The sequence below is a fragment of the Legionella busanensis genome, from assembly GCF_900461525.1.
GTDB classification, from domain to species: Bacteria; Pseudomonadota; Gammaproteobacteria; order Legionellales; family Legionellaceae; genus Legionella_C; species Legionella_C busanensis.
Genome location: NZ_UGOD01000001.1, coordinates 2,705,639 through 2,732,519, shown reverse-complemented (window position 1 = coordinate 2,732,519; position 26,881 = coordinate 2,705,639). Strand labels below are relative to the sequence as shown.

Below are 26,881 nucleotides of genomic sequence, written 5' to 3'. Positions count from 1 at the left end.
AATTTTCTATATTAGATAGGAAAGTTGTACTAGGGTAATGAATCCGCCATTCCCAATTTTTAAATTAGTCTAGCTAATTTTTAAGTTTATTAATTCACTTGTATATCAAAAAATGTCGAAAGGAAAATTTTTAGTTATTTCAGATGTAGTACAAATGTATTTATAATTGTTAATTTGATTCAATCTAAAACTGATAAGTGTTAAAATTGTTATTGCTATTATCCTGGTGTAATCAATATGCTTCCTATTAAAGCTCAAGATAAGAAAGAAAAGACAGATGAGCTTTCTTTTTCCTTGCTACCGCTACGAAAAGAATTATTAACTAATCTGGTTTCTTTAAATTATAAGGACATGACAGCTGTTCAAAAACAAAGTTTGCCTGTCATGCTTCAAGGCCTTGACGTTATTACGCAAGCAAAGACTGGTAGTGGAAAAACGGCGGCTTTTGGCTTGGTGCTGTTAAATTTGCTTAATATAAACTGGTATGCTATTCAATCATTAGTTATCTGTCCTACTCGTGAATTAGCCGAGCAAGTAACTCAGGCTTTAAGAAAATTAGCGAGAACCTTACCTAATATCAAAATTCTTAATTTATCAGGTGGAATACCTATGACATCTCAAACAGAGTCGCTAAAATATGGGGCTCATATTGTCGTAGGCACGCCGGGGCGATTACAAAAGCATTTGACTAAAGGATCATTATCTTTACAGAATTTAAAATTATTGGTTTTAGATGAAGCGGACAGAATGCTAGATATGGGTTTTTTTAATGCTATACAACAAATTATTTCACATACTCCTCTTAAACGACAAACTTTATTGTTTTCTGCAACCTACCCGCCACAAATTAAAGAGCTTGCTAGCAAATTCCTATGTAACCCACAAATAATTGTCATTGAAGAAGAAAAAACAGACACAACTATTGAACAATGTTTTTTTGAGGTTGCACGCCAAGCTGATAAATTTTCATTGTTAAAAACCTTATTGTTACATCATCAACCAAGCTCCACGCTCATTTTTTGCAATACTAAAGAGCAAACTTCCGAACTTACATCATTGCTGGCTAAGGAGGGTTTTTATGCTATGGCTCTTCATGGTGATATGGATCAATCCGAGCGAGATTTAACATTAATTCGCTTTGCTAATTATAGCTGCCCCATTTTAGTGGCAACTGATGTGGCTGCTCGAGGTTTAGATATTGAAGAACTCGCTGCAGTCATCAATTATGACTTGGCATTTGAACCCGAGGTTCACATTCATCGTATTGGCCGTACGGGCCGAGCTGAAAAAAGTGGAAAAGCATTTAGTATCACAACGCCGGCCGATGCATCTCGACTTTTACTTATTGAAGAGCAATTAGGGTTTCCTTTGCCTTGGGGCGATATTAATAAATTGAACAAAAAGAGTGAATCTTTTAACCCGCCTCAGATGGTAACCTTAAGTCTCACTGTTGGAAAAAAAGATAAAATCCGACCATCCGATATCGTAGGTACTTTAACAAAAGGAGCAGGATTAGCTTATGACAGTATTGGTAAAATTAATATTGCAACCTTTAATTCCTACGTAGCAATTGTGCAAGAGCAGGCAGATAAAGTTTGTCATTATTTACAAACAGGTAAATTGAAAGGTCGGAAAGTAGGGGTAAGAAAATTAAAATAATAATTGAGGTAAGGTAGAAAGGAAAATTAATGCAAACAGAAACTGGTACAGTGGTACGCTTTAATAAAATCAAAGGCTATGGTTTTATTAGTTCTGATCGAGATAATAGAGAAATATTTATTCATTTTTCAGAAGTACAAACGCAAGGTTATAAAGAGTTAAAACCCGGGCAGCGTGTTAGCTTCCTTCTAGCTCGAGGTGAAAAAGGTGAGTTTGCTAGACAAGTTCAAGTTATCGATTGAGTTTGCAATAAAGCGAAATCAATAGCAGTTATTGACCCTATTGCGATAGTTTATTGCCTGGCAAAAATATGGAGATAGCAATAAAAGAAAAACTAATAAAATTACTTATATTTGGTACTTTGAAAAAGAAAACTACTTAATGGTAGGTGGAACAAGTGTTAGTTCGATCTGCTAATACTGACAAAATTCCTTATTTAATGAATAAAAATGAATAAAATGTTAAACAATTTCATTTTAATATTAGAAACAAAGATCATCATACAAGTATAATTAAATTTATTTAACCACCTAATAGGGTTACGTTGCAATTAAAATTGCATTAATCTTGCTTCAATAAGTGAACCTAATATTTTGTCTTTATTAAGATCTAACTTAATTAATTTAACATCACCGTTAGGTTGTTCTTGCTTAATAAAGTGGTCGGATTTTTCAATAAACAAACGGTTTAAAATGATTTTATTGTATTTAAAGGAATTAACAATTATGAATTCTCGGTCCTTTGGTTGTTGTTTAAAATCAAATATTAAAATAGAACCTTCTGGGAAAAAGGGATCAGTGAGAGCATGTTTCATGATTAAAGCAAATGAATATTCACTCATATCTCTAGTGAGTACTATCTCGCCAAGTTGGCCTGCTTCTTTATAATTATTAGGCCAATATTTTAACATATCCCAATTTATAATAGGAACAGTATGAATTTTAAAGCTTCTCTTTATATCTTCTGAAATAGGCTCGTATAAATTATCTTCTCCCATAAGCTGAGCAATTGAAATATTAAAATAACTAGCTAAGCTCTCCAAAACTTTCTTTCTGGGTTTTTTAGTAATGCCATTTAATAGGTGATGCAAAGTCGGCTGAGGAATTTTGGTTTGTCTTGCTAACTCACTTAAAGACAGCTCGCTATGTAATTTCATTAGCTTGCGTAAATTTTCACAAATAGAGTAATTATTCATAAGCACCTATAAAATAGAATAAATTATTCATTTTTTCTTGACTAAACAATCATAATACGTTTTAATGAATAAAAACGAATAAAAATAAATGAATTTTTAAAAAAATGAATAAATTATAATAGCATGGTAAAGACGTTTAATTAAAGAAGAATATTTATAAATAAATAATTAAATGTTCTTCTCTAATTTGATGGAACACATAACAAACCAACCTTGCATTAGGAGAAAATATGGAAAGTAATAAAGAAAGAGCCTTAGCTTATCAATTAGCAAAGGAAATTAATCATGATGATTTAGAGCAGGTTTCAGGAGGTAGTGGTTATAAAATGACATCAAGAGCAACATGCACTCCAACAGGGAGTACTGGGCAGTGGGATACCGTCATAGATGTTTCAGTAGATTGGTAATCATATAAAAATTTAAAATAAATGATGTTAAGTATGCTTCTGTCTCATAGCTTTAAGTTTAGCGAAATGCAAATTTAAGGAATAAAGGGCAATAAAATCACTAAGCTTAAGTAGGCAGAAGCAACTTTATGAAGTTAATAGGATAAAATCGGATTTTATAATGAAGTATTTAATTTTAACTGAACCCGATGATACACATGCTGTATTAGTTAAATTAGCTCTAGAATCAATAGGACATTATGTAAAATTATTATTCACAGCAGATCATCCAACAAAACAAAAGAACTCTGTTTTAATTGATAAAGATTTTTATCTGTGGAAAAGTTCAGATAAATCTAAATCTTATATGAGTCAAGAATATGACGTAGTCTGGTGGCGCAGAGTGCGAAAACCTTTTTTACCTGAACAGGCTGTTCACCCAGATGATTTTTCTTTTATAAAAAGAGAAAATATTGTATTTTACGAATCTCTAACCCAAAATATTGCGCCCAATGCTTGGTGGGTAAATCCTAAAGAGGCTGCTATAAGAGCAAATTGGAAACTGTTGCAATTAAGATTAGCCGATCAATGTGGATTTATTATCCCAAAAACTTTGTGCTCAAACGATCCTCAAGAAATACGTAATTTTCTAGCAGAATATGAAAAAGATGGCGTCATTTATAAGCCTTTATATTCTAGTTTCTGGTTTGAAGAAAAGTATGTTAAAGTTTCCTATACAGCTAAGTTAAATTTATCAAACCTCCCGCCAGATAAAGTATTACAGTTAACACCAGGAATTTTTCAAAAACATATTAAGAAGAAATATGAATTACGAATAACATGTTTTGGTGATTATATTGTTGCTGCAAAATTAGATTCGCAAACTCATAATAAAGGTAGCGTCGATTGGCGAGCTATCTATCCTGATAAAATGAATATTGAACCTTACCGTTTACCATTTGCTATTGAACAGCGCCTAAGAAAATTCATGCGTAAGCTTGGAATTATTTTTGGTGCATTTGATTTTATTGTTACACCTGATGATGAATATATTTTTCTTGAAGTAAATGAGCAAGGCCAATTTTTATGGATAGAGGAATATAATCCAAACTTTAAAATGCTTGATATTTTCGTTAATTTTCTTATTGAGCGTACAGTAAACTTTCAGTGGAATGAAAGAAGTGTAACTCATTCTATTGATAAATATCGCAACAGAATGCAAAGCTTAATTACAAAAAATTTATTAAATCATGTAAATCTAAATAAATTTAAAACTATCAATAGGGGAGAGGCATGTTAAAAAGGGCTTTATTTACTTCTTGTTTATTTCTTTCAGGACAAATAAGTGCTGATACATTTATAGATTTATATGGTGATAATTCTAATCATGCAAATCAGGTATTAAAAAAATATTCATCTGAGCTAAAAAAATTAATTAATAACACTAATCAAATTATTTTGATGAATGATGCTAAAAAACAAGAAAGAGAATTACTTAATCTAGCAATGAAAAAAAAATATTTAGTCGAAAGAATTAAAAAAAATGAACATTACGCCTTTGTAGATTTTCAAACAATCTACTATCCAGCAGAAAAAAATTATTATACTACTATTGAAGTAGTGCGTCATGATGAAAAGCATAGATTACATTATGTTCAACCAAAAATTAATATTAGTAAAAATAAAACTAATCAAAATGATTTAATTAATAAACGGATTAAGTTTGATCAGTTAGAAATGCGTTTATTGAATGAAAATAAGCTTAGCCCAAGTGATTCTACTTGCCCAGTCTATCATTGTGTTTCAGGTTTTAATAATCCTTCTTTACAACCTTATTTAAATGTATTTAATAAAGGTGCAATTAAACAAAAAAAGCTAATTAAAAAAACATTAACTGACGATCCTAACCCTGAAAGGCGTGCTGCAGCTGCGTTTTTAGTTGGTCATTTTAAAGATCCTAATGAAATTATTACAACTTTGTCTTCTAGTATTAATGATAGGAGTGAAACGGTACGTAATAATGTAATGCGAGTAATGGGACAGACGATGGCAAAATCACATCTTTTTGATATTGACGCTAACAAGGTTCTTCCCTTAATAGATTCTCCTTATACTACAGATAGAAATAAAGCCTTATTTATACTTTCTTCAGCTGCTAAATCTCAGAACAATAAAAAAATTATTTTAGAGAAAGGGCGAAAAAAATTAGTTGCTATTTTACAATTGAAACAACCCAATAATCATGAGTTTGCTTATTTAATTCTTAAGGAAATTAGTGGAAAAAATTACAGTGATAAAGATATACAATCATGGCAAAATTGGTTAAATACTGTGAAAGTTTAAAATAAAATTGCTTTATAACAAACTTTTTTCTGCTTCAGGAAGATTACAGAAGTCCAACCCACTTATTTAATAAAATGGAAAGTATTAAATAAGTATTTATAGGAATAAAAAAATGGAAATTAATTCAAAAAATAATCGTGTTTTAGCATATAGCCTGGCTACAGAAATAAGTAAGGATGAGCTAGAAAAAGTAGCAGGGGGCTCAGCAAAAGTTACTTATCAGACTACAGATTATTATACCAACAGACATGGTGTGTCCGATACAGATTTAGATATGGATTGGGATTAATAAATATAGCGTCTTCCACTAAGTTTCATACTACACGCTCGTTTAGCTCAGTTATGTACTTGTTTGTACATTCCTTCGCCTTACTCTCTTGTTTTGTCTGAAACTTCCTAGGAAACGCTATAACTAATCTGCAAAGGGTTTTGGTAAACAATAATATTGCACACTAAAACCCTATGATTTAAAAGTAGAAAATTAAGGAAAATGTAGTGAATATTCTAATCTCAACAGAGCCAGATGATGTACATGCTATTATAGTAAAATTAGCTTTAGAGAGTAAATCACATCAATGTTTGTTATGGTTTACTGCAGATATGCCCACCAAGCAAACTAATAGCATCTATTTTTCTAATGAACAGCAATGGTGGCTTTTAGAAAATGAATCGCAGTGTCCTGTTACAAACCATACAGAAATTGATGCAGTTTGGTGGCGTCGAGCTAGACGTCCTTTTATTGATGAAAACGTTGTTAAATCTGATATTGACTTTATTAAAAAAGAAAACACGTTATTTCATAATGGTATTCCTTTTATACTCGCTAAAGACGCCTTCTGGATTAATCCATATGAGTCTATTAACCAGGCTAATTCTAAATTATTACAATTAAAGCTCGCATTACAATGTGGATTTAAAATTCCACCAACTTTAATAACAAATTCTCCAGTAAAAATAAAAGAATTTTTGCAAGTTTATAAAAATGATAAAGTTATTTACAAACCCTTATCATCGCATTACTGGTATGAAAAAGGAGTTTTAAAATTATTTTATACAAAAACAATCTATAATGAACACTTACCTCCAGATCATGTACTGCAATTAACACCTGGCATTTTTCAAAAACATATTAAGAAAAAGTATGAGCTTCGTGTAACTTGCTTTGGCGACCACATTGTGGCTGCAAAAATTTTTTCCCAAGAACATTCTAAGGGGCTCACAGATTGGCGCTCAATTCCACCAATGGAATTAAGAATTGAGCCCTATTGCCTGCCTTATACTATAGAAAAGAAAATACGCAATTTTATGGAAGCTTTAGGTATTGTATTTGGTTGCTTTGATTTTATCGTGACACCTGATAATGAATATTTTTTTCTAGAGGTTAATCAACAAGGTCAATTTCTTTGGATTGAAGATCGCTGCCCAACAATAAAAATGTTAGATAAATTTGTTAAATTTATTCTAAATAAAAATATCCATTACAAATGGAGTGATAAAAATAGTATTAACTTAGCAGACTTTGAAAAACAAGCCTCTCTCCTGTTAAAAGAAAACCTACAAAAACACATTATGCGCAATGCTTTAAAATCAAATGAAGCAGCATAATATTTTTTAATCTAACTCTGTAGTTTATATCTATTAACCTACAGAGCTGATATTTAATTATTATGAAAAAAGAATTCTTTAGACAAGAAGTATTTAATCAAAAAAAAATAAGTCATTTAGGTGTAATCTCAATTAATACTCCTTTGTCATTTAAATTTTTTACTTATAGTAGCCTAGTTATTTTATTAATAATTATTTTATTTATAGTATTTGGTGAATTTTCGGATAAATTTGTAGTAATCGGTTATTTAAATGATTCAAAAGGGGTTTTTAGCCTATATCCAAGTAAAAGTGGTGTAATTATTAAAAGCTATAAAAAACAGGGGGAATTTGTTAAGCAAGGCGAAGCTATTTTATTAATTAATTCTTTAGTAGATAATCAGCTTCTAGATAAAAATAATATTTTAGAAAATTTAATAAAAAGAAAACAATCAATTAAGAATGACATTATTAATAAATCAATTCAGCTAAAAAAAATTAAAATATTACTTACTAAAAAATACATTTCTTTAGATTTTTATAATACTAAAAAACAGGAAATATTTGAGCTTAATCGTAACCTTAATGCTGTAGAGTTAGATATTATTAAGTATAAACAAGAACAATTTTACAAAATTTACTCTCCTATAGATGGTGTTATTGCATCTAATATATTTAAAGAAGGACAATATGTAAATTTAGCTAAGCCTTTAGTAAAAATTTTACCTATAAAATCTAAATTAATTGCTAATTTATTTATTCCTGTTAATCAAATTGGTTTTATTAATAAAGCGAGTAAAATTATTGTCCGTTATGATGCGTTTCCTTATAAGCGTTTTGGTAGTTACAAGGCAGTTATTGATTCAATAGATGAAACAATTTTAACTGATAATGAAGACGAAAAACCCATTCAAGTAGGCTATCCATATTATAAAGTTAACGCTAAGTTAAAAAGCCAATATGTCATGGTATATGGTCAACCAAAAAAATTACAACAAGGTTTGACTATAACTGCAATTATTAGTGGACCAAAGCGAAAAATATGGCAATGGATATTAGATCCTATCTTTAGTATGTATGGAGAGCTTAAATTGTGAAAAATATATTAAATTTTAGCCTAAAGAAAAGCAATAAACTGCCCATTATATTTCAAAATGAAATTGCAGAATGTGGCCATGCTTGTGTTGTTATGATTAGTAATTATTGGGGACATGATCTTAATTTATCATCAATCAGAAACATAAGCAGGCCATCAATAAAAGGGATTAATATGTTTGATCTCACTCATGTATTGCAAAGTTTAAATTTTAAGACCAGAGCAATACGTATTGATTTAGAAGATCTTAAATTTATTCGCTGTCCTGCTATTTTACATTGGAATATGAATCACTTTGTTGTTTTAAAAGAGGTGAAAAAAAATCATGTTATTATTCACGATCCAGCTATTGGTATTAGACACTGTACGTTTTCAGAAGTATCTAAGTTTTTTACTGGTATCGTTTTAGAAGCTGAAAAGGGAGTGAATTTTCAAAAGGTTATTGCAAATAACAAATTAACCCTTCTTCATTTTATGAAAATGATTGCCGGGATTAATAAATTTATCATATTTTTAATTTTACTATCACTCACAATTGAAGTATTAGCCTTAATAAATCCATTACTTCTTCAATACGTAATGGACAATGTTATTAATACTAATAATTTAAATAATCTTTATATAATTGTTTGCGCTTTTTTAATTTTTGTATTGCTACAAAGTATTATAGAATATAGTCGAAGTTATTCTGTTAATTATTTAACAACTTATCTTACCGAACAATTTTCAGCCAATTTAATTAAGCATCTTTTAAAACTACCATTGGATTTTTTCTTTCATCGTTATAAAGGAGACATTCAAGCAAAATTTCAAACTATTGATCAAGTACAAAGAAAAATTAGTACTGAGTTTATTAATACTATACTTGATGGTTTAATGGTTATTATTAATTTGGTAGTGATGGTTATATATAGTTTAAAGTTAACGTTAATCACCTGCTGTAGTCTTTTATTATATTTAATAATTCGTTATTTATCTTATCAAAGTCTAAAAAATCAAACAGAAAACTCAGTTGTGCAGCATGCAAAAGCAGCATCCATATTTTTAGAAACCTTGCAAGGAATTATGCCAATTAAAACGTTTGCTAAAGAACATGTACGTTTTAATATTTGGTATAATAATTATATTCAAGCTTTAAACGCTGATATCATTATATCTAGGTTAAATACGTTTTATAACATAATTAATCAATTACTATTTCAGATTGATCATATCGTTATTATATGTGCTGGTATAATGCTGACTTTAGAAAATCGATTTTCCACTGGTATGTTAGTCGCTTTTCTTGCTTATCGTCTTCTTTTAATTAACAAAGCGTCTTCTTTTATTCGTTATGCTTTCGATTATAAACTTATTACTATTCAATTAAATCGATTAGGTGATTTAATTTTTCAACAACCTGAAGTAGTTGCAGAAGGGGCTGGAAGATATGAGTTAATGCAAGGAAGATTAGAAATTCGAAATATTAATTTTCGCTACCATATAAGTGATCCTTACATTTTAAAAAATATTAGCCTCACAGTTAATGTCGGAGAAAAAATAGCAATTATAGGACCTTCTGGCTGTGGTAAATCAACTTTGTTGAAAGTCATGATGGGCTTATTAGTACCTGAAGGAGGAGAGATATATCTTGATGATATTAACCTTAAGCATTTTGGTTTGAAAAACTATCGACAGCTAACTGCCTCAGTCATGCAAGAAGACTGCTTACTAACCGGCTCCATACTAGAAAACATTACCTTCTTTAATGATGAAATTGATATCAATTATGTTTATGAAGTCGCAAAGCTTGCTTGTATTCATGAAGCTATTTTAAAACTTCCTATGCAATATGAAACTCAAGTAGGGGAGATGGGCTCTATATTTTCAGGGGGACAAAAGCAGCGAATTTTATTAGCACGAGCGCTTTATAAAAGGCCAAGAATATTATTTTTAGATGAAGCAACTAGTCATTTAGATGCGCGAAATGAATTAGCAATTAATCAATCTCTTAAAGCATTAGAAATAACCCAAATTATTATTGCTCATCGCCAAGAAACGATTGCTATGGCAGATAGGGTAGTTGATTTGAGTAAATTAAATAAAGAATAGCATATGTAAATTGGGCTAAGCATACGTAGCCCAACAGTTATAACTCTGAGGCATGTATCATTTTATAATTTGTTGGGCTGCACTTCGTTTAGCCCAACCAGCAACAGAGAGTTATTAATTGTGCCATGCTTAATATTACTTTTCTGTAAGATCAGTAGAGCGCACTGTGTTGCAAATTCTTAAATGACTTCTTTAACAAGAAAACGACTATCAGGTTTGCCTTTATCAATCATATCGTCAAAATTTAATATTTCTTACTATATTTATAAGCAATTGTTCAAAATATATACTTATGTGCCGAGGTTGTAATGATTATTAAAGATGGGTAGAGCGAGGATAATTTAGTAGGGACAGATTATGACGATATAATAAAAGGATATGGAGCTAATGATAGTCTAAGTGGCTTGGCCGGCAATGACGTTCTTGATGGTGGCGCTGGTAATGATAAATATACTGTGGATAATGCCTGAGATAATATTATTGAAGACACTAACGAGGTATTGATACTGTTTATTCTTCTGTTTTAAATTAATCTAAAGTAGAAATTCTAAATAACAAGATTCTTTCATAACTAATGTTGCAGGGTGGCCCAGTAAAAGAGGATTATTAATTGCGCCATGTCCAATGTTACTTATCTGCAGTACGGGCAAAGCACATTGTGTTGCAAACTCTTGGATGACGTCTTTAACAAGAAAACGACCATCAGGTTCGCCTTTATCAATCATATCGCCAAACAAGATTGCCATTGCGCCTTTAAATATACCGGCTTGCTCCAATTGGGCTAATATTCTATCGATACGATAAGCTCGCTCATTAAACTCTTCAATAAATAATATTTTTTCAGTTGCATTAATTTGCCAAAATGTACCAAGGCTTGCTTGAATTAAATGTAAATTGCCTCCAATAATTGGCGCCGTTATCGTGTGTTGTTTGTTAGCTAACTGGTTTAGCGGCGTAATATTATCATAGATAAGCGACTCTTCTTTCCTAAAGAGGATGGTTTGTAAGAGTTCAACAGATGTTTTAGCAACTCGATTTAGCGATACTTGATAGCCGGAGGGAGCACCTAAAGTAGGCCAGCCCCACTGATTCTGCAAGAAAATATGTAATGCCGTAATATCACTAAATCCCATGAGTAGTTTAGAATGAGGTGGTAGTTTAATTTGGTTTAACCTTGGCATTAATTTAGTCGAACCATATCCACCTAGTAAGCACCAAACAGCTTTTGAATTAGGATTTAAAAGTGCATTTTGTAGGTGAGTAAAGCGTTTCTCATCACTATTTGCATAAAGCAGATTATCACCAAATAAATCATTCGGAATATGACAATGAAGGCCCCAAGAATGAATGATGTCTCTAAATTTATCTAAGACACTTGGATGACACTTAGAAGAGGGCGCTATTATATCAATTGTGTCTCCAGGTTCTAAATAAGCTACCTTTGTTTGTGGCAATAACATGATAGGGTCATTCACTTTAGAAAGATTTACTTAAGTTAACTTAACAATTTTAAAGCACCAAATAGTATTTAGTAGAGCAATTAAAGTCAATTTTATAAATTACTATAAACTTGACCATTAAAATCATTAATGCATGTTAAGCTAAATAGTAAAAATTTAACTAAAATTATTATAATAAAAGGACTGTAGCTTAAGTTAAGAAGATTATAAATGCTGCTAGATGAAACATGGAATTAACATGCAAAATAAAAAGGTGGATTTTGATTTAACAGGCGTACCTCAAACACTTTTACTACCCTTAATTGCTCGGGCTAAATTTAGCCAATTACCTAATCCACCTATATATGATGCGCAAGCCATTAAATTTATTCAAGAAATTAATTATGATTTTGATAAACTATTTGCACATATTGGTTATTCAACTGCAATTTGGATGCTGGCTCGCGCTTACCAATTTGATGAGGCAATTAACGCTTATTTAGAAAAAACGCCTAAGGCTACTATCGTAAATTTAGGGGCAGGTTTAGATACAACATTGTATCGAGTTGATAATAATCAATTGACATGGATTGATATCGATTTACCAGCTGTTACTAAACTTCGCGAACAATTATTACCCCCGCCAAATCAACGCGTTCATTACCTTGCTGCATCAGTTCTTGATTTGGATTGGATAAATAGAGTTAAGGAAATAAGTAAGCGTGTCTTTTTCCTTGCTGGTGGGCTGTTTATGTATTTTCAAAAAGAGCAAGTACAAACACTCCTAAACAATATGGCTTTGCAATTTCCTGAGAGTGAATTGATTTTTGATGCTATTCCCAACATAAGTCTTAATCATGTTAATGGAATTTTGAACGAAGCCGATATGCGAGATGCGAAATTACAATGGGGGCTTGATTATGGTCATGAGCTTGAGTATTGGTCAAGCAATATAAGATTGATTTCACAAAAGACTTATTTTCAACCAATAAAATTTAAATCCTCCTTTCCATTTTATATTCGTTTAAGGATGTTATTTTTTGATTTATTTAAACGCGGTGGTATTATTCATGTTAAATTTTTAAAATAAAGTAACTTTAAATTAACTCAAATGCTTTATCTTCTTGAAAAATAACCTTAATTTTTTTACATAAATCATCTTTTAATACTTGTAAAGTAGAGGCTTCATAGAAAGTGCTTTCAGTTTCCTGCCAAACTGAATGGGGCCACAATTTATCACCTTTTTTGCGACCAATGATATGAATATGTAATTGTGAAACAATATTGCCTAAAGCGCCAATATTGACTTTATCTATGTTAAAATAAGTACGTACCAACTGAGAAAGATGACAAATTTCGTCAGTTAATAAATATCTTAATTTAGTAGGTAATTGATCAATTTCCTGAATATTTTCAACTTTAGGAACCAGAATCAACCATGGATAATCTGCGTTATTTTTAAGTAAAATCTTAGAAACAGGACCATCACCTAATTCAAAGCAAGTCAAACGAATTTGATCATTGAGAATAAAAGACATTTTTAATCCAAAATTGTTAGTTATTTGTCTATAGGTTTAACTCATGTTGAGCGAGTCCCGCTCAAGTTATTTCCCGTTTATAACATAAGATTTGTTTAGCATTACCAAAAAACTTAGCCTCTTTTATAACAAATTCACCTGAGTAACTGTCTATACTAAATTAAAGGTGAATGAAACTAAGTAAATGGAACTATGCATAAAATTATTAATTTAGTCAATTAAGGATATTGGGAATTACTTAGAAGGTTAAATGTAAAATTTACATAAATTTAAGGTTAATAAGAAGTTTACCTCTTTTTTCTTGTTAAACGAGGCGCTTATGAGAGAAAGACTACAACCCATACAGATTTTGTTAATTGAAGACAGTATTGGCGATATTCGGTTAACTGAGGAAGTATTTAAAGAAAGTAACTTAAAAATTAATTTAAGTATCGTCATGGATGGTGTAGAAGCAATGGCTTTTTTAAGGCAAGAAGGGGAATATACTAATGCACTGCGACCCGATTTTATTCTTCTTGACCTAAATTTACCTAAAAAAGACGGAAGACAGGTATTAAAAGAAATTAAAGAAGATCCTACCCTTGCTGCAATTCCCATAGCTGTTTTATCTCTCTTGAGCGCTGAAGAAGATATTTTGCAAGCCTATAAGATGTATGCAAATTGTTACATTACCAAGCCATTAGACATCGAGCAATATATTGAGGCTATCAAAACAATAGAAAATTTTTGGTTTAAAACTGTAACGTTGCCACCACGTATTGAGTAATGAATTTATGAGTAAATAAATGACCATAATTAAGAAGATCAAATTATTAATTATTGAAGATAAAAAAGGGAACTCAACTTTAATTCAAGGATTTTTATCGTCAATTAAAAAGTTTGAATTTAGGGTGATTACTCTTTCTAAGCTTAAGCAAATAATAAAAAATTTGGATGAATTTGATATCATTATTATGGATTTAGGTGTTAATAAGAAGACTATTATTGCAGCTTCTAAAAAGTTAACGCCGTTAGTAGCAGATATTCCTATTATTATCATCAGCGATTTAGAAAATGAGCAACTTGCTTTAAGTGCTTTTAAAGAAGGTATACAAGATTACTTACTTAAAACTGAGGTCACGCCTAATTCATTAGCGCGTGCTATTCATTATGCTATTGAGCGTGAGAAGGTTAAACAATCTACCTGCGAATTGGCAGCAATCGTTGAGAACACATTTGATGCGATTTTAAGCGTTACCACGCAAGGAATTATTCTTAATTGGAATAGCGCTGCAGAACAAATATACCACTATTCTGCTGAAGAAATAATTGGCCAATCATTTCAACTCCTTTTCCCAGAAGAGCGCTATAGCGAGTTTAAAAAAATAGTTCAGCAAATTGAGGCAGGAGCCAAGATTATCAATTATGAAACTATTTTAAAAAGTAAAAAGGGTAATTTGTTAAATGTTACTCTGACTATTTCACCGTTAGAAGCAAAATTTAATAAAGTAACAAGTGCAGCCATTATTATTCATAATATCACTAAAGCAAAGCTGCATGAACAGCAGTTGGCGATCCAATATCGCGTAACTTCTGCCTTATCTGAAGCACCTAACTTAGATTATGCAGCTCATAATATTTTAAAAACAATTTGTGAGATATTTGACTGGCAAGTAGGGGAGCTATGGGCGCTTGATCAACAAAAAGATGAGCTTTATTCCGTTTCATTTTGGTATGCCAATGAGAATTACCATGAGTTAAGTAAAATAAATCATGGTAAAAAATGTACTATAGGCAAAAGATTACCTGGTCTTATTTGGCAATTAAAGAAGCCACACTGGATTATTAACTTAAAAAATCATGCTATTGCAGAAGAAGCTAAACCCTTTATTAAAAAGGGGTTAAGGAGTTTTTTTGGTCTACCAATTATTTATAACCGTGAAGTTATCGGAGTCATTGTTTTTTTTAGTAAATTTTTAGATATTCCTAATATTAATTTAATATCCGTTTTTACTAATATTGGTAGTCATATAGGCATGTTTATTAAAAGAAAACGGGCTGAAAGTGAGCTTCTTTATTTAGCAGAGCATGATGTATTAACAGGTTTTAGAAATCGTGCTTCATTAGAAAATGACTTAAATCGAGCTATTTTAAATACTAAAGTTCAACAGAATATGCTAGGAGTATGCTACATAGATTTAGATAACTTTAAGAAAATAAACGACATGATGGGGCATGATTATGGTGATTTGCTATTAAAAGAAGTAGCAAATAGAATTCGTCATAATGTTCGTAGTTTAGATATTATTTCGCGCGTCGGTGGTGATGAGTTTGTCATTATTTTACCTGAAGTAAAACAGAAGAATGATATTGGTCTTATTGCCCAAAATCTATTAAATGTGTTAGAAAAACCTTTTAATTTACGCAAGAAAAAATTTCATGTAACAGCTAGTATTGGCATAGCAATTTGCCCAACTGACGGGGAAAATTTTACTACCCTTATTAAAAATGCAGATATGGCCATGTATTATGCAAAAATACATGGCCGTAATCGCTATCAATTTTATGCACATGCAATTGAAGCCTTTACTCAGCAAAAGTTAACCTTAGAAAGTAACTTACATAAGGCATTAAAAAAACAAGAATTTATTCTTTATTATCAACCACAGGTTGAAGTTAAAACCGGCAGAATAAGTGGCTTAGAAGCCTTGATTCGTTGGAATAATGGCAGTAATCAATTGATTTATCCTAAGCAATTTATTTCGTTAGCTGAAGAGAGTAGTTTGATGATTCCAATAGGTGAATGGGTTTTACACACTGCATGCTATCAAATTAAAAGTTGGAAAAATGAAGGATTGTGTAAAGATATTAATATTGCAGTAAATATTTCAGTTCAACAACTGGATTTCCAATTTATTGAACGTTTAAAAACTATCTTAAAATCAACACATATCAAACCTACGTATTTAGAAATTGAAATTACTGAAACAGCGCTAATGGGGCTTAAAGATTCAAATATTGCCACTATTAAAAAACTTAAGGAATTAGGGGTTAAGCTATCAATTGATGATTTTGGTATAGGTTATTCCTCTTTTGTTCATTTAAAAGATCTTATGATAGATGTCATTAAAATTGATCAGTTTTTTATTTCTCAATTAGCTAATGATGAGAATTGTCAGGCAATTGTGAAAGCAATTATTGCCATGGCTAATTCATTAAATGTAAAAGTTATAGCAGAAGGTGTTGAAACCAAAGAGCAATTAAAAATTTTGAAAAAATTTGGCTGTAATTATTATCAGGGTTATCTGTTTAGTAAACCTCTGCCCTTTGATGAAGTTTATGGGCTGTTACATAAACAATGTAAGTAATATTGATGCAAATTTTTCACTATACTTAAAGAAGCCTAATAAAGAGCATTTCTAGGGATAACCCATGGCAAACAGGAAGATAAATAAGCCTTTTACTCTTTGCAGTGAAATCATTGCTCCTGGGAAAATGCATACAATTCTTTGTGATTTTTCCAATTTTTATACCAGCCGGCGTATGAAAGTGCCTATTCATATTTTCCATGGTAAAGAGGCAGGGCCTAGGTTTTTTATATTAAGTACCTTACATGGCAATGAACTTAATGGTATAGAAATTATTAACCGTCTTCATAAGCATCAGGCATTAAAAAAATTAAAAGGAACATTAATTACGGTGCCTGTTGCAAATCCTTTTGGCTTAATTTTAAAAACACGCCAAGCCGCAGGCCAAGATATTAACCGAGCTTTCCCCGGAAGTAAAAAAGGTCAATTAGCATCACGACTTGCTTATTTCCTTAGTGAGGACATTATTAAAAAATGTGATTATGGGCTTGATCTACATTCAGGAGGAAAAAATTTATTTAACATGCCGCAAGTCCGTATTGATACTTCTATGGAAAAGTTATGCGATTTAGCAGAAGCGTTTGGTGTTAGCATTATTGATAGTCCTGTTAGAAAGAAATCGTTACGGGGATTTACTATGAAACTTAGTATTCCCTTATTAGTGTTTGAGGCAGGTGAAGCAGAAAAAATAAATGATGAATGCATTGAAATAGGTTTACAAAGTGTTCTAAATGTATTGGCTGGCCTTGACATGATTAACGGCAAGTGGTCTAAAAAGCGAAGTAAGCCTACTTATTACCGTGAGTTAATTTGGATTAGAGCACCTGCTGGCGGCTTATTATTAAATTATAAACCAATTAATGGTCATATTAAGAAAAATCAAGTACTTGCTGAGATATTAGATCCTTTCGATCTCGATTCAGCTCAGCAAGTAAAAGCACCTTGTGCAGGTACTATTGTTGCTAAATCAACCGCGCCTTTAGTTAATGAGGGCGATCCTTTATTTCATTTTGCGCCAGATAGTAAAAAAACTAGCTAACTCTAAAACCAGGTTCTTAACAAACAGGTAACTGTATTGATGCTTCAGTACTAGGATTAGCTACCTGTTCAATTTGATGAAGTACTTTACAGTTAGTAACTTTTATTTGCGCAGGAAGCGAATATTTTTCATTAAGTCGGCTAGAAGTTACATGTGGCCTATTAAAAAACAAAGCTTTATTATTTGCCATAGGGTTGGTATGAACAGGCTTGCCAAAATAAGCATGTACCTCGTTTAGCATGGTAAAAAGATTAGATAATGATTGAACAATATCTTTATAATTAGCGTAGTGAATCTGCAAGTGGGTTATTTTATGTAAAATTTCTTTTAAATAATTATCTAATTTATCAGCAAAAGTATCGTAATCACTTTTTTGTAACTTAGTTAGTTTTAATTTAATTTGTTGGCTTAAATTATTTAATTTAATAGCCTCCTTAGGTTTACTTTGTAAATTCAAGTTTTGACTATATGAATCTAATTCAGCAAGTTTGGCTGTGATTTTAGCAAATTGTGCTTTAGCTGAATTAACTTTGGCGTCTAATTTAAGTCGTACTGGCTCAGGGGGCAGAAGATATTTATGATAGATAGGCGTAAATAGATTAAGAGCGGCTGTAATTGATATACGGTTATGACTTTCTGCTTCTAGCATGTATTTTAACATATCACGAATTATCATTTGAGTACTTCTATCTAAGCCATTAATACCCTGATACAAACCACTAAGGTCAGCATGCTTTGATTGTTCATATACTTCATACATATTGTCTAGGGGTGATTCAGTAAAAAGACCTGTGTTTGCATGCCAAAGTAAAGCAATTACTTGACCCATAGAAAAAATATCAAGTGCTGGCGTTTGTTCTCCACGCTCAAAGATTTCTGGCGGTATATAACCTGGTGTACCTACAAGTTTATGATCATTGTAATTAACGAATGTGCTTAAACCATAATCAAAGATAGTGACTTTAATTGGTCGATTAAGATCAACAAAAATATTTTCAGGTTTAATATCTCGATGAATGATATTTTTATCGGTAACCTGTAATTTGAGCGCTTTTAAAAGCGCATAAGTTAATTCAACTCGCTCATTTAACGTTAAGATCCGTTTTCTTTTTAAATCGTCGAAAATAACATCGAAAAGTTCACAACCTTTGAGTTTCTCCATAATTGTATAACTTGTATTTGTATTATCAAAAACCGGTTCTTTCATTGCTAGATGATTAGCTTGTTTGGTTAAACGGTATTCTTTCATGGCTGAGAGAGGTGGATGATCCTCATCGTGCTGCTGTATTTTAACGACTCGACTTTTGCCATTGTAACCGTATTGTTTAAAATGTATTTTATCCTTTTTAATAGCTAAGGTAGCTAAAACATCAAATATCTTACCCACACTGCCAGAATTAAGGAGATGTGGGCTAATAAATTCGTAGCGTACATCTTGCCCATCTTTGCATTTGCGCCGAACGACATCATAGTTAAATAGAATAGATGTATTATCAGCAAGTGTATAAATCTGATTTTTTTTCCAGACATTGGTTCGTGTTTGACTAGCAAAAAAGTTAATTAAATTTTTTGTTTGTAATTTTGATAAATTTTTCATTTTTTCACCTCGCTAGTCCTTTTATAATCTTATCAAGGATTAACCATACCAATAAAAGTCTTAAATAGAGAAGCAAAAATTTTAGAAATTAATAGGAAAATTTAAATGTTGTATTAAATTAAAGAAAAAAAAGAAATTACTTGCTGTTTGGTTGATAAGTTAGTTGCTAAGCCAAGTCTAAAGAAAAGATTAGACGTCAGAAACGGCTAATAAAGAGATAACGTTCGTCGAAAAAAGCTGAAGGGGCTCGGTGTACATAAAGTAGGTGAGCATTTTTGCAGACCTTTTTAGGATAAATTGTCCTTTAATACCCGTATTTGGAGAAATCTATCCTCAGCCAGCAGGAGGAAATGTATCATGACCATGGCTATCTTTTAATTCAATTTTCCCCTCTTTATTATGGATAAAAAGTTCTGTATTTTGATTGCGGCTGATTTCTCTGGCTGCTTTGACTGCTTCATTTTTGGTAGTAAAGCGACGAAATGCCCGTTTTGAACCTGACCTTTTAACAAGCCAGCCGCCATCTTTACTAGGTACGACATGGTGGGAACCATTATATTTTACCATAGCTTATCCTTATAATGATGTTTTCCTATCGCTAAGTGTAGTATATAAATTACTGTTGTCCTTAATTTATCGGTTGATGAAGATGCTAGAGGTTTTATGACTGAAACCGTTGGGTTGCGCTATGCTTAGCTTAACTTACGGCACTGGTAGTCTGGGTGTAGGTCCAAAAGGGCTGAAACCTGGGTTTCACTTCGTTGCACCCAGGCTACTTCTCACCTGTCATCCCCGCGCAGGCGGGGATCCATTCAATCAATTAGCACAGAAGTACATTGCATATGGATTCCCGCCTACGCGGGAATGACATCAACTACCTATAAATGACATCAATTATCTACTAAGGACATTACCTTCATGCAATAATGCTTAATGTTCGTTTAATTGCACAAAAAACCTTTCCTCACTTGTATGTCGAACTTACTTACTTGTTGATTTTGATTTTCTATTTCATACTGGAAGTCCGGTAGTTAGCTATTGATAGCAAAGATAACAACTAAGGAGTTGAATAAATGATAAGTTATAAAAAAACACTAATAGGATTAGCCTTGCTGTCGATTGGGCAATCAGCTATTGCAGCAGATCCAGAAGAGGTTGTGAGAATAATTATTAAATATAAAAATTCAGATTCAGTGCGTCTTGCGACCAAAGAATCAGCTAGTAAACTTCTTAATATGCCTATCAATTCGCTAACGCCTATTGCTGGAGGCGCCTACACACTCACAGTAAAACGTAAAGCTATAGCGTCGCTAGCAACAGGTGACTCTGTTGATGATTTTATTATGACATTGCGACGTAATCCTGCTGTGTTATATGCAGTTAAAGATCGCGTTGGTTATTTTAAACCTCTGCCAGTTATGGACGCACCTGAAGGCAGTGATAGTTTATCACATGAATTGCAATGGGACGAATTCAAAGCACCAGGTGGTATCATGCTGGAATCAGCGGCAGGGCTTCGAGACGGTGCGTGGTCGCTGACTACTGGTAAGGCCTCTTCACCTATCGTTGTTGCTGTTTTAGATACAGGAATAGCACTTAATCCACACTTAAGTAATAGTTTAATTAAAGATAAAAAAGGGAAAGTGTGGGGTTGGAATTTCGCAGGCAATAATCAAAATTTACTAGATGAAACTAAATCTTATCATGGCACTCATGTCGCAGGGACAATTGCTGGGTCAGGAAATATTATGTTAGGGGTTGGCGAACATCTTAAAATATTACCCGTAAAAATTCCTGATGGCTCAGGTATGTTTTATGAAAGTCAGGTAATTAATGCAATTTATTGGGCAGTTGGTGGTGAGGTACCTGGTGCGCCAAATAACCCTTACCCAGCTAAAGTTTTAAATATGAGTTTTGGCGTTGATGAAAGACCGGGTAAAGAAATTGATCATTGTGATGAAGCGTTACAAGAAGCATTAACCTTTGCCCGAAAAAAAGGAGCGGTGCTTACAGTAGCGGCGGGCAATGACAATCAATGGGAGCACTATAATGCGCCTGCGGTATGTAATAGCGCTATTAAAGTAGCTTCGGTTGGCCCTGAAGGCTTAAGAGCTTATTATTCAAATTATGGTCCAGGTATTAGTTTCGCAGCGCCTGGTGGTGATGTGCGTTATGGAAAAATGAATGGCGGGATTTTATCTACTGTAAATCCGGGTGGTGGTTATTACGGTTCTGGTTTTGACTTTTATCAAGGAACAAGTATGGCAGCTCCACATGCAGCAGGTGTGGCAGGATTAATTTATGCTGTGAATAATAATATTTCGCCTGAAAAATTAGAAACCATCCTCTACGCCACAACGCATGGTTTTGGCCAATCAAGCGATGCTAATAAGTCTTGTGTCGATACCAAGCCATGTGGTCACGGAATATTAGATGCATATAATGCAGTAAAAGCAGCAATAGCTAATTATGATGTTATTTTTACTGCTCCTTCTAATAAAGAGTTATCATTAAAAATTTGTCAAAATGGGTATCAATTTGCTAATGCAACAGTGCAATCATCCTTGGCTCATTGGCAGTTAACTAAAGCAGCTTGTCAAGCTAAAGATAATTATCAGCAAGTTAATTTAGAAAAGAAAGGCACTGAAATTATTGCTCGTTATGGTCATGCTGAATTAAGTTTAGATACTTCAAGTTTCAGACAGTGCGATATTATTGGCACGACTGGTATTGGTTGCTATCAATAATTTAGATACAAAGTAAAGGAGGTTGGGCCAAACAAAGTGCGGCCCAACAAATGATGTAAATGTAATACGCCTTATAATTCTTGTTGGGCTGCGCTACGCTTAGCCCAACCTACCTTCATTTTTTATGGAAAGCTTAACTTTTAATAAGTTAATTAAAAATGAAACAAGTAGCCTGGGTGCAACGAAGTGAAACCCGGGTCCTGGCTTTATGGGACTGCACCCAGGCCACTTAATAGTTATCATAAGTTGGGCTAAATAAAATGCAGTCCAACAAATTTCGAATATTTACCCTTAACTCTATGAAAATCATCACTGGTGAATCCCCGCGGCGAAGACCGCGGGGTCCATTTATTGAATTATGTTATAGTATAAATCTTGCGAGTCAGGGTTCATTTATAGGGTTGTTAAAGACTGTAAACTCATGATCCTGTTGTCGACTAAAACACAGGCGGTGATGATGTTGACAGAATCTATTGTATCAATATGGGCGGCATTTTCACCCAGTAAATTCACGGCTCATAAAAATATCCCACTTGATTCATTGCAAATATATCGATTTTTCTTGCGCCATTTTTTTAACCACCGTGGCTTTAAAAGGTTGTTCTTTTTTAGAAGTGCGTTTAGATAATTTTAAATAAGCGTAGGGAACAACATAAAGTGAAAATAAGGTGCCAATTAACATACCGCCTAAAATAACAATACCTAATTGTTTTCTACTTTCTGCCCCTGCACCAGTTGCTAAAGCTAGAGGAAGGGCGCCTAAAAGCATCGCTAAAGTTGTCATTAAAATTGGACGAAGACGAATACGTGCACTGTTTAGCAGAGCTGTTGTTTTATCGATGCCTTGTGTTATCTGCTGATTGGCAAACTCGGTAATCATAATGCCATGCTTAGTTACTAAACCAATTAAGGTAATAATCCCAATGTGACTATAAAGAGAAAGACTTTGTTTGGTTAAGTAAAGAGCAAAAAGGGCCCCAACCAAACACAAGGGTACACTAAGTAAAACAATTAAAGGATCAGTGAAACTTTCAAATTGCGCGGCTAAAACAAGGTAAATAAATAATAAGGCTAATAAGAAAGCATATAAACTATCATTAGTCGATTCAAGATAATCTCTGACTTTTCCTGTAAAGCGAAACTGAACATCTTCAGGTAATTTTTCTTGGAGTATTTTTTGAGTTGCTTTAATAACCTTTTCTAAATGAGCATTGGGTGATAATTCTGCGCTAATAGTTGATGCTCGGAATCGATTTAAATGGGGAAGGCTATCAGGACCAATTGTATTTTTTATTTTTACTAAACTAGAAAGTGGGATCATCTTACCGCGCCCACTTTGAACATAAAGTTTATTAATAATAGATATATCGCTTAACGCTGCTTGCTTTAACTGTAAGATAACCTGATGTGTTTGCCCATCATAATTAAAGTTAGCAGCATTATTACCGCCTAACATGGTCGATAGTAATTCAGCAATATCAGCAAGGTTGACATCTAAATCAGCAGCTAATTGACGATTAATCTCAATATTAATTTGTTCACTATCAAGAGCTAAGCTATTTTTAATTTGTCTTAACTCGGGTAGTTCAGTTAATAATTTAACAATATCATTACTGATTTCATTTAAGCGTAAGTAAATAGTATTACTAAGGAGAGTAACGCTGAATTGACTATTATTACCACTATGATTTCCAAAAGGATTAGGACTACTAGGGAAAACATTTACACCGGTAATCTGTTGCATTTTTTCCTGAAGTTCTTCTGTGATGTCTTTTTGCGAACGATTACGTTTATCCCAGGGCGTTAATTGTAATAAATTAAAAGCAGAAGCAGGTTTTATAGATGACAAGTAAACTGTTCTTTCAGGTATTGTTTCATAAATTTGCTCTAATTCATGCGTGTAGTGATCCGTATAAGCTGTGCTTGCATTGGTTGGAGAAGCCAGTGGGGCAATAATATAAGATTGATCTTCCGCAGGTGCCAATTCAGTTGGTAGGTAATGATAGCAAACTAACCCAAGTAGACTACTTAAAAAAACGCTGATAAGTAAGAGGCGCGGTTTATTAATTATTTTTTCAAGGCTTAAAATATAGCGTTTACTTACTGTGGTAAAAAAGGTATTTAGCCACTGGCTATAAGCATTTTCCTGATGCCGCATTAACTGGGAACACATCATAGGCGACAAAGTTAAGGCAATGAGACCTGATAAAATCACACATATAGCTAATGTTGCGCCGAATTGAAAAAATAGTTTTCCGGTAAATCCCGTAACAAAGCCACTAGGTGCATAAACAGCTGCTAACGTGATAGTCATGGCAATAATGGCAAAGACAATTTCTCTACTGCCTCTGATAGCCGCGCTATAAGGGGATAAACCTGACTTTAAGTGACGATGACAATTTTCTACAACAACAATAGCATCATCAACGACAAGTCCAATGGCTAATACCATCGCTAATAAGGTTAGGGTATTTAATTCAAAGCCTAACCACGCCATAGGCCAAAAGGCGCTTATTAAGCAAATTGGTATGGTGATGATTGGAATCAAAGCAGCCCTGACATTACCAAGAAATAAGAAAACTACTAAACCAACAAACAAGGCTGCTTCAAAAAATGTACGATACACTTTGTGAATGGATTGCTGAATGAATTGGGTGGTATCAAATACAATATTAGCCTTCAAGGTAGGCGGAAAAGAAATTTCAAGTTCCTTTAATGATCTTTTTAATGCCTGAGCAACTTCTAAGGGATTTGCCGTTGATTGGGATAAAATAGCTAGCCCCACAGCTGGCCTACCATTAATACGTAGTAAGTTATCATCGTTTTGACTACCAACAGAGATTTTAGCAATATCTGAAAGGCGAATAAAATTATGCTCACGTTCAGCAATAACTAATTCGCCAAAATGTTGAGCAGTTTTTAATTTGGCATGAGTAACAACTGTATAATAGCGATTTTTACTTTTAATTTGTCCACTGGGTATATCGATATTTTGTTGATTTAGTGCCTTCTTTATTTGGGCAACAGTGATATAGCGGGCTGCCATTTTTATTGGATCAAGTTCTATTTTTACTGCGTAATTTCTACCACCATGAAAAATAACTTCACCAACGCCTTGAATTTCTTGTAGAGCAGGTTTTATATGACGCTCTAAATAATCAGTAATCTCTAATGCATTTTTTTCTTTGTCATGAAAACCAATAATCATGAGCGGTGTTGCATCTGCATCATTTTTGGTGACAGTCGGTGCTTGACTACCTAGTGGCAACTTGTTTTGCAAAGCAGACATTTTGTTACGAATATCATTGATTGCTTCGTTGATATCTACCCCTAACTGGAACTCAATATTAATACGACTGCGACTTAATAAACTCACAGAGCGGATACTATCAACACCCGGAATACTCGCTAAGGTATTCTCAATAGGAATGGTAATTTCTTTTTCTATTAAGTCAGGACTTGCGCCGTCAAAATTAGTTGTAATGGCTATAGTGAGTTTATCAATATTAGGCAGGTGACGTATGGGTAACTTATGAAAATAAATGAGCCCTGTAATAATTAACATAGTTAATAAAACAATCGTAAAAACAGGCCGCTTTATACAAAATTCTGACAAATTCACTCGATTTTCCCTTCGTTTTTAGCAAGGACAGCTACACCTTCTTTTAACTTATGTTGTCCTCTGATAATGACAATATCAGTTGGTTTTAGACCATGACGAACTTCAATCATAGCACCGTAGTGAGAACCAACTTTAATTTGTTTGGTAATAGCTTTGCCATTATCTAAAATAAAAACTTTTTGGCCACTAATGGTTGGGATAACGCTTTCCTCAGGAATTAAAAAACGTTTTTTAGGCTCACCAATTTGATGTTTAACACGTACAAAGAGGCCAGCTGATAATAAATTTTCCTTATTATTAATTAAAGCTTCAACAGCAATCGTTCGTGTTTCGTTATCAACGTTAGGGGCAATATAATCAACCACACCTTGATAAATGTGTTTTGGGAAAGCATCAGAGATAACTTGCACTTTTTGATCTTTTTTAATATGAGCAATTAAGTGCTCAGGTAAAGTATATTCAACTTTAAGTTTTTGATTAGCAATTAAACTCACTAAAGGTTGACCCACTTTAACATATTGTCCAACGCTAACTTTTCGGGAACCTAACGTTCCTGTGAAGGGGGCTCGTAGACTTAGCTTAAGTAATTGTGCTTCTTTAACTTTAACAATGTTTTGTTTTTCTTTTAAATCTGCAAAGGCTGTATCTAAGGCTTGTTCGGAAGCAAGCTTTCGCTTAGCAAGTTCTTGATTGCGTTTGTAAATTGATTCGCTTAATAATAGGTTAGCTTTAGCACTCGCTAATTCACTTTTTAAAACAGTATCATCTAATTGAATTAATAAAGTTCCCTTATGTACTACCGTGCCTGGTTTAAAATGAATAGAAGCGATTTGTCCCGCTAACTCTGAACTAATCTGTATATTATCTAGACTACTTAAGCTGCCGATAGTTTCAAATTGATTAGCAAATACAGCTTCTTTTAGCGGAGAGGTTTCAACAAAGATGGGTTGCAACTTATAACTTACTTGTTTGATTTTATGATTAGGAAATAAATAATAAGCAAATGCTATTAATACACTTAAAAATAATATTAAGCTAATCACGCGACCTTTCAATTAAGCGCCTCCTTTGGTGAAGAAAAGATTATAACTTTAAAGTGATAGGCAAAATAAGGGGAAAATTAATATATTTCCGCTAAAAAATTAAGCTTTATAAATTAAAAAGTGTTAAATGATTATACTTACATAACCTATCAAAA

The 26,881-nt window shown here is 32.8% G+C and carries 21 protein-coding genes and 1 pseudogene; 15 read left to right on the top strand and 7 right to left on the bottom strand.

Annotation, left to right across the window (positions count from 1 at the left end; genetic code table 11):
- The first annotated feature begins 237 nt into the window (after nt 1–237).
- Nucleotides 238–1,659 (top strand): ATP-dependent RNA helicase DbpA, encoded by a 1,422-nt coding sequence (gene dbpA / locus DYH30_RS12085; protein ID WP_115331896.1) that lies wholly within the window; start codon nt 238–240, stop codon nt 1,657–1,659.
- Nucleotides 1,660–1,688: 29 nt separating this feature from the next.
- Nucleotides 1,689–1,901, top strand: a complete 213-nt coding sequence (locus DYH30_RS12080; RefSeq protein WP_115331895.1) for a cold-shock protein — start codon at nt 1,689–1,691, stop codon at nt 1,899–1,901.
- Between the two features lie 308 nt (nt 1,902–2,209).
- Here the strand turns inward: DYH30_RS12080 and DYH30_RS12075 are convergent, their stop codons facing one another.
- Nucleotides 2,210–2,854, bottom strand: a complete 645-nt coding sequence (locus tag DYH30_RS12075) for a helix-turn-helix domain-containing protein (RefSeq protein ID WP_115331894.1) — start codon at nt 2,852–2,854, stop codon at nt 2,210–2,212.
- A 230-nt stretch (nt 2,855–3,084) separates the two neighbouring features.
- Here DYH30_RS12075 and DYH30_RS17995 point away from each other — a divergent pair, with 230 nt between their 5' ends.
- The 8 genes and pseudogenes from DYH30_RS17995 to DYH30_RS18710 all read left to right on the top strand — a co-directional run.
- Nucleotides 3,085–3,261, top strand: coding sequence for a hypothetical protein (locus DYH30_RS17995; RefSeq protein WP_160116208.1), 177 nt, complete (start codon nt 3,085–3,087; stop codon nt 3,259–3,261).
- Between the two features lie 160 nt (nt 3,262–3,421).
- Nucleotides 3,422–4,540, top strand: a complete 1,119-nt coding sequence (locus tag DYH30_RS12070; protein WP_115331893.1) for an MvdC/MvdD family ATP grasp protein — start codon at nt 3,422–3,424, stop codon at nt 4,538–4,540.
- The gene (locus DYH30_RS12065; protein WP_115331892.1) at nt 4,534–5,583 is read left to right on the top strand and encodes a HEAT repeat domain-containing protein; all 1,050 of its coding nucleotides are present in this window, start codon (nt 4,534–4,536) and stop codon (nt 5,581–5,583) included. The genes DYH30_RS12070 and DYH30_RS12065 overlap by 7 nt, the downstream gene beginning before the upstream one ends.
- 112 nt (nt 5,584–5,695) lie before the next feature.
- Entirely contained in the window at nt 5,696–5,872 is a 177-nt protein-coding gene (locus DYH30_RS17990) for a hypothetical protein (RefSeq protein ID WP_160116207.1), read from the top strand.
- Nucleotides 5,873–6,078: 206 nt separating this feature from the next.
- On the top strand, nt 6,079–7,188 hold the full coding sequence (locus DYH30_RS12060) for an MvdC/MvdD family ATP grasp protein (RefSeq protein ID WP_115331891.1): 1,110 nt from the start codon (nt 6,079–6,081) through the stop codon (nt 7,186–7,188).
- A gap of 62 nt (nt 7,189–7,250) precedes the next feature.
- On the top strand, nt 7,251–8,264 hold the full coding sequence (locus DYH30_RS12055; RefSeq protein ID WP_115331890.1) for an HlyD family secretion protein: 1,014 nt from the start codon (nt 7,251–7,253) through the stop codon (nt 8,262–8,264).
- Entirely contained in the window at nt 8,261–10,354 is a 2,094-nt protein-coding gene (locus DYH30_RS12050; protein WP_115331889.1) for a peptidase domain-containing ABC transporter, read from the top strand. Before DYH30_RS12055 ends, DYH30_RS12050 begins: the two co-directional genes overlap by 4 nt.
- A gap of 359 nt (nt 10,355–10,713) precedes the next feature.
- Nucleotides 10,714–10,824 (top strand): annotated as a pseudogene (locus DYH30_RS18710) (hypothetical protein); the annotation flags it as partial.
- 63 nt (nt 10,825–10,887) lie between these two features.
- On the opposite strand, the gene DYH30_RS12040 reads toward DYH30_RS18710, so the two are convergent.
- Nucleotides 10,888–11,814, bottom strand: coding sequence for a S66 peptidase family protein (locus tag DYH30_RS12040; RefSeq protein ID WP_115331888.1), 927 nt, complete (start codon nt 11,812–11,814; stop codon nt 10,888–10,890).
- A gap of 238 nt (nt 11,815–12,052) precedes the next feature.
- On the opposite strand from DYH30_RS12040, the gene DYH30_RS12035 reads away from it, so the two are divergent.
- The gene (locus DYH30_RS12035; protein ID WP_160116206.1) at nt 12,053–12,883 is read left to right on the top strand and encodes a class I SAM-dependent methyltransferase; all 831 of its coding nucleotides are present in this window, start codon (nt 12,053–12,055) and stop codon (nt 12,881–12,883) included.
- A gap of 7 nt (nt 12,884–12,890) precedes the next feature.
- On the opposite strand, the gene DYH30_RS12030 is transcribed toward DYH30_RS12035, so the two are convergent.
- A complete protein-coding gene (locus tag DYH30_RS12030) occupies nt 12,891–13,331 on the bottom strand; it encodes an HIT domain-containing protein (RefSeq protein ID WP_115331886.1) in 441 nt (146 codons plus the stop codon).
- Between the two features lie 319 nt (nt 13,332–13,650).
- Between DYH30_RS12030 and DYH30_RS12025 the strand changes: the two genes are divergently transcribed.
- From DYH30_RS12025 to DYH30_RS12015, 3 genes are all read left to right on the top strand, one after another.
- Complete coding sequence (locus DYH30_RS12025) at nt 13,651–14,097, top strand: response regulator (RefSeq protein WP_115331885.1); 447 nt, start codon at nt 13,651–13,653, stop codon at nt 14,095–14,097.
- Nucleotides 14,098–14,116: 19 nt separating this feature from the next.
- Entirely contained in the window at nt 14,117–16,678 is a 2,562-nt protein-coding gene (locus DYH30_RS12020) for an EAL domain-containing protein (RefSeq protein WP_115331884.1), read from the top strand.
- A 64-nt stretch (nt 16,679–16,742) separates the two neighbouring features.
- Complete coding sequence (locus tag DYH30_RS12015; protein WP_115331883.1) at nt 16,743–17,717, top strand: succinylglutamate desuccinylase/aspartoacylase family protein; 975 nt, start codon at nt 16,743–16,745, stop codon at nt 17,715–17,717.
- Between the two features lie 16 nt (nt 17,718–17,733).
- On the opposite strand, the gene DYH30_RS12010 is transcribed toward DYH30_RS12015, so the two are convergent.
- Nucleotides 17,734–19,314, bottom strand: coding sequence for a protein kinase domain-containing protein (locus tag DYH30_RS12010; protein WP_115331882.1), 1,581 nt, complete (start codon nt 19,312–19,314; stop codon nt 17,734–17,736).
- A 333-nt stretch (nt 19,315–19,647) separates the two neighbouring features.
- Nucleotides 19,648–19,881, bottom strand: a complete 234-nt coding sequence (locus tag DYH30_RS12005) for a DUF2188 domain-containing protein (RefSeq protein ID WP_115331881.1) — start codon at nt 19,879–19,881, stop codon at nt 19,648–19,650.
- A gap of 509 nt (nt 19,882–20,390) precedes the next feature.
- Here DYH30_RS12005 and DYH30_RS11995 point away from each other — a divergent pair.
- The gene (locus DYH30_RS11995; RefSeq protein WP_423202837.1) at nt 20,391–22,061 is read left to right on the top strand and encodes a S8 family serine peptidase; all 1,671 of its coding nucleotides are present in this window, start codon (nt 20,391–20,393) and stop codon (nt 22,059–22,061) included.
- A 538-nt stretch (nt 22,062–22,599) separates the two neighbouring features.
- Here DYH30_RS11995 and DYH30_RS11990 read toward each other — a convergent pair.
- Nucleotides 22,600–25,683, bottom strand: a complete 3,084-nt coding sequence (locus tag DYH30_RS11990; RefSeq protein ID WP_115331878.1) for an efflux RND transporter permease subunit — start codon at nt 25,681–25,683, stop codon at nt 22,600–22,602.
- Nucleotides 25,680–26,738: an efflux RND transporter periplasmic adaptor subunit gene (locus DYH30_RS11985; protein ID WP_115331877.1), complete on the bottom strand. Its 1,059-nt coding sequence runs from the start codon at nt 26,736–26,738 to the stop codon at nt 25,680–25,682. Before DYH30_RS11985 ends, DYH30_RS11990 begins: the two co-directional genes overlap by 4 nt.
- Nucleotides 26,739–26,881: the final 143 nt, after the last annotated feature.